The 4,903-nt window shown below is 72.4% G+C and carries 4 protein-coding genes; 2 read left to right on the top strand and 2 right to left on the bottom strand.

The genetic code is table 11. The features are described 5' to 3' along the window. A partial coding sequence (locus ACWGIU_RS29815) for an acyl-CoA synthetase (protein WP_453710959.1) occupies positions 1-1,543 on the top strand: 1,543 nt, incomplete at its 5' end. Between the two features lie 545 nt (positions 1,544-2,088). Here ACWGIU_RS29815 and ACWGIU_RS29810 read toward each other — a convergent pair. Then, positions 2,089-2,313, bottom strand: a complete 225-nt coding sequence (locus ACWGIU_RS29810; RefSeq protein ID WP_453710957.1) for a hypothetical protein — start codon at positions 2,311-2,313, stop codon at positions 2,089-2,091. Positions 2,314-2,460: 147 nt separating this feature from the next. Here ACWGIU_RS29810 and ACWGIU_RS29805 point away from each other — a divergent pair, with 147 nt between their 5' ends. Continuing rightward, positions 2,461-2,904: a DUF732 domain-containing protein gene (locus ACWGIU_RS29805; RefSeq protein WP_453710955.1), complete on the top strand. Its 444-nt coding sequence runs from the start codon at positions 2,461-2,463 to the stop codon at positions 2,902-2,904. Between the two features lie 255 nt (positions 2,905-3,159). Here ACWGIU_RS29805 and ACWGIU_RS29800 read toward each other — a convergent pair. Beyond that, the coding region (locus tag ACWGIU_RS29800) for a penicillin acylase family protein (protein WP_453710953.1) at positions 3,160-4,903 on the bottom strand (1,744 nt) is incomplete at its 5' end.

Here is a 4,903-nt window from a genome sequence, read left to right as displayed (position 1 = left end):
GCCGCCCAACGGCTTCTGGGCCCAGGCCGCCGCCGACCCCGGGCGCACCGTCCTGGTGACCCCCGAGGGCGAGGAATGGAGCGCCGGCCGGCTGCACGCCGACGTCAACCGCCTCGTCCACGGCCTGCGCGCCGCCGGTCTGGAGAAGGGTGACGTCTTCGCCGTCGTCCTGCCCAACGGCGTCGAGTTCCTGACCGCCTACCTGGCCGCCTCCCAGGCGGGCTTCTACCTCATTCCCGTCAACCATCACCTCGTCGGCCCCGAGATCGCCTGGATCGTCTCCGACTCCGGGGCCAAGGTCCTCATCGCCCACGAGCGCTTCGCCGACGCCGCCACCGCCGCGGCCGACGAGGCCGCCCTGCCCGCGAGCCACCGCTACGCCGTCGGAGCGGTCGCCGGCTTCCGGCCGTACGCGCGGCTCCTCGACGGGCAGCCCGCGAGCGCCCCCGAGGACCGCACGCTGGGCTGGGTCATGAACTACACCTCCGGCACCACCGGCCGCCCGCGCGGCATTCGCCGCCCGCTGCCCGGCAAGCTCCCGGAGGAGACGTACCTGGGCGGCTTCCTCGGCATCTTCGGCATCCGACCCTTCGACGGCAACGTCCACCTGGTCTGCTCGCCGCTGTACCACACCGCCGTCCTGCAATTCGCGGGCGCCGCCCTGCACATCGGGCACCCGCTGGTCCTGATGGACAAGTGGACGCCGCGGGAGATGCTCCGCCTGATCGACGGCCACGCCTGCACGCACACCCACATGGTGCCGACCCAGTTCCACCGCCTCCTCGCCCTCCCGCAGGAGACGAAGGACGCGTACGACGTCTCCTCGATGCGGCACGCCATCCACGGCGCCGCGCCCTGCCCCGACCACGTCAAACGGGCGATGATCGACTGGTGGGGGCGCTGCGTGGAGGAGTACTACGCGGCCAGTGAGGGCGGCGGCGCCTTCGCGACCGCCGAGGACTGGCTGAAGAAGCCGGGCACGGTCGGAAAGGCCTGGCCGATCAGCGAACTCGCCATCTTCGACGACGACGGCAATCGGCTGCCGGCCGGAGAACTGGGCACCGTCTACCTCAAGATGAACACCGGCGGGTTCAGCTACCACAAGGACGAGGGCAAGACGAAGAAGAACCGGATCGGCGACTTCTTCACCGTCGGCGACCTGGGCCTGATGGACGACGAGGGCTACCTCTTCCTCCGTGACCGCAAGATCGACATGATCATCTCGGGCGGGGTCAACATCTACCCCGCCGAGATCGAGTCGGCCCTGCTCACCCACCCGGCCGTCGCCGACGCCGCTGCCTTCGGCATCCCGCACGCCGACTGGGGCGAGCAGGTCAAGGCGGTCGTCGAACCGGCCGAGGGCTTCGTGGCGGGCGACGCCCTGGCCGCGGAGATCCTGCACCACTGCGAGCGGCGGCTCGCCGGCTACAAGCGCCCCAAGACGGTCGACTTCATCGAGACGATGCCGCGGGACCCGAACGGCAAGCTCTACAAGCGCCGGCTGCGCGACCCGTACTGGGAGGGTCACGAGCGCGCGATGTGACCGTACGCGCCTCACCCGGGTGAGCCCCGGCCGTCCGGGCGGCCGCATCACCCCGCGCACGCGCCTCCCACGGCCGCGTGCTCGGCCCCCGGCGCCGGCAGACGTGGCGCAGCAGCGCCCTGAGCGCGGTGCGGTGCAGGCCGGTCAGCTCGGCCTCGGTCCGCTGCGACGGGGCCTCCGCTGAGGTCATTCCGAGTGCCCCGGTGTCGATAGGTGTCAGGAGCGGGTGCCGGCCTCGCTCCGCTTCATGTAGCCGTCAGGAGGACACCCAGCGTCCGGGTCCTCTGGGGCACATGCTGGGGTCCTCTGTATCTCCGAAGTCCCCGTAGAGGTAGACCCACACCGTGCACGTCGGATCCTCGGTAAATGACAGCCGAAGGTCATGGCCACGTGTGGGGTCTCGTCGCGGGCGATGAGGCCGTCGGCTTTGGGGCTGCCGTAGAAGGCCCAGAGGCCATTGGACAGCTTCTCGGGATTGGCGCAGTCGGCCATCGCCTTGACCTTGTCGAATCCCGTTCCGGTGAAGGTGTGTTCCTTCGAGAAGGTCAGGGACGTCCCTGCTGGGCTAGTGGCCGTCGGGCGCGCGGCAGCAGTGACCAGCGCACGTAGGAGCGGAGCAGAAGGGCATGCTCGGGATGCCGGGCGGCAACCCGGTCCGGGTGGCGTTCGATCCGGGCGGACAGCTCGTCCCGCTCCGGCAGCACCTGATAGGCGCCGAGCAGGCCGCGCAGATAGTCGACGGTTCGGGGGGCGGCCTGGCCGTCTCCCACCGTGGCGTCACTGCACCCGCTCAAGTAGTGCCCGGCGGGGAACCACGTGCCCGGACACAGAAGCCCCCGCCGGCGTGCGGGGCTTTCGCGCGTCACAGATCAGTCACAGCCCACCCACAGCGGTCCCGGCGCCGACACCATGACGCGATGCGCACACACCACACCGTCACCCTCCTCGCCGCCGCCGGCCTCCTCGCACTCACCGGCTGCTCAGAGGCCGTCACCAGCGAGCCCAAGCCCGACGACAAGGTCGCCGCCTCGCCGTCCGCATCACAGTCGAGCATCGCCCCTGAGGCGCTCCGCTCCGCAGCCGCCGCCGGCATCCCGCCCAGCCCCGCCCCCGAGCAGCGCGCCATCTACCTCGCCGCGCTCAACAAGATCGACCCCGAGATCGTCAACGGCAAGGACGACAAGGCCGTCAGCCGCGGGCTGAGCCAGTGCCAGTCCATGAAGGACGAGAAGGACCCGACCAAGCGCGTCGAGTCCACGAACCGGCGCTTCATCAGCCCCAACCATCCGGACGGCTTCGGCCCCACCAAGGCCGCCTTCATCCTCGCCGCCGTACAGACCAACCTCTGCCCCACGTACTGACGGGGCCACAGACCACCACGGTGCGGGTGGCCGCGTCCGGGGACGCCGCCCTGCCCGCCGCCGGCCTGCCCGCCGTGGCCCGCGCGCCGGCCCCGTGCGGGATACGCGCGGACGCCGTCGCCGAACCGGCCGCGACCCTGGTGGGGTGGCGGACCCGGCCGGCGGACCCCCGTGGACGGCTGCGGAGGCCGGCCGGACGACGCCGCACCCGCCTCCTCCCGCCCGGCCGGCCTGAGGCGGGGCCTGGCCCGCGGGTCAGCGCCGTTCGCGGACCAGGACCACCTTCAGCTTCGGCGACGTGAGGATGTCCCGCTCGCAGAAACGTGCCGTGACCCAGCGCTCCTCGGAGTACATCCGGGTCTGGTCGGCGTAGTACGGCGAGCCCGGGTTCGAGGACTGGCTGTACGTCAGCAGGGTGCGCGCCACCGGACAGCGCCCGCCGTCCCAGCCGACCGCCTGGATGTGGCTGGACCCGTGCACCACCTCCGGGTATCCGCCGGCCGCCGCGTTCCACGGCGCCTCGATCTTGTTCCAGACGCCGAGCGACTCCGTGCCGCCGCCCACCGGCAATTTGCGTCCGCCGCGGACGACGAACTGGTGCTCACCCAGCGGGGCGTCCAGCGCGATGGCGGCCGTCTTCAGCTCCGCCACGGCGTCCGCGAGTGCCCGCCCGATGCCGGGCGCCGCCTGATTGAGCGTACGGGGGGTGCGTACGGGATCGGCCGCCGAGAACGGCACCAGCCACAGGTCCTTGGCCGGCGTCGAGGCCGTCAGCCTGCGCCAGAACCGGTCGAACAGCAGCGCGCCGCGGCTGGCGCTGTCGGTCGTACGGTCCCAGCCCGCCAGCACCCCGCAGGCCGCCGAGACGTCCACCGCACTGCCGTCGCTCGCCGTCGCCGTACCGCCCGGCAGGGCTGAGCACGCCCTCGCCGCGTCCGCCGCCGCCAGGTCACCGGCGGGCACCCGGTTCGCGAACTGCTGCTTCTGCAGGTCGGCCACGGTCAGCCGGCCCTTCACGGCCATCGCGGACACGTCCTCGACCGCCCCGCGTGTGCGCAGCGAGCGCGGGGTGGCGACACTGCCCCAGATCCGCTCGTAGCCCGTCAGCGGCCGGTCGGCGTTGGCCAGCCAGGCACTGTCGTTGGAATTCTCCGCGTAGGGGGCGTCCCGCAGCGTCGGTGCCCTCCCCGGGCCGAAGACGCCCGGCTGCACCGCGTCGGGATCCGAGCCGATCGCGCAGTCGCTGCGCGAACCGTCCAGCACCGCCAGCCCCGAGGCCGGGTACGTGGCCCGGCCCAGCGGGGTGGAGCAGCGGGCCGCCAGCTCGTCGGTGATCCGGGGGAGCACCTGGGTCTGCGTGAAGAGGGTGCCGCCCGCGGAGTCGGCGGCCACGGTGTTGACCCAGGGCAGGCCCTGGGTGCGCTTCAGCGCGTCCTGGATCCCGGCCACCGAGCGGGCCTTGCCCATCGCGAGGGCGGTGTCGGAGCCGCGCAGGTTCGCCGCGTTCGGGTCGTTCAGCGCGTACGCCGTCAGCGCGGTCCACGGCAGGGGCAGGCCCGGGCCGAGGTCCGAGACCACCGGCCCGTAGCGCGTCCACCACTGGGTGCGGGTGACCGGGGCACCGCCGGCCACCGGGACGGTGACGGTCCGCCGGGTCATCCGCTCCAACTTGCCGTCGACCAGGTAGGCGGTCGGGTCGGCCGGGTCCAGGGTGAGCTGATGGAGGCTCACCGGGGTGCCGGTGGCCACCGTGTGGCTCCAGGCCACCTTCTCGTTGAAGCCGAGGTTGACCACGGCGGTGCCGAGCAGGGAGGCGCCCGAGACGTTCAGCTCGCCCGGGATGGTCTGCTGGAACTGCCAGAAGCGGCGACCGCCGTGCCACGGGTAGTGCGGGTTCCCGAGGAGCAGGCCGCGGCCGCTCGCCGTGGTGGGGCCGGCGAAGGCCACGGCGTTGGAGCCCATGTCGTAGGGGCCGGTGTCGAAGAACTCCCGCGCGGCC

This window comes from Streptomyces sp. NPDC054840 (assembly GCF_053611065.1).
This window is presented reverse-complemented; position numbering and strand designations above follow the sequence as displayed.

Excerpts from the sequence above, each read along its gene's own strand:
- ACWGIU_RS29805 (WP_453710955.1), top strand. The coding sequence starts at position 2,461 with ATGCGCACACACCACACCGTCACCCTCCTCGCCGCCGCCGGCCTCCTC.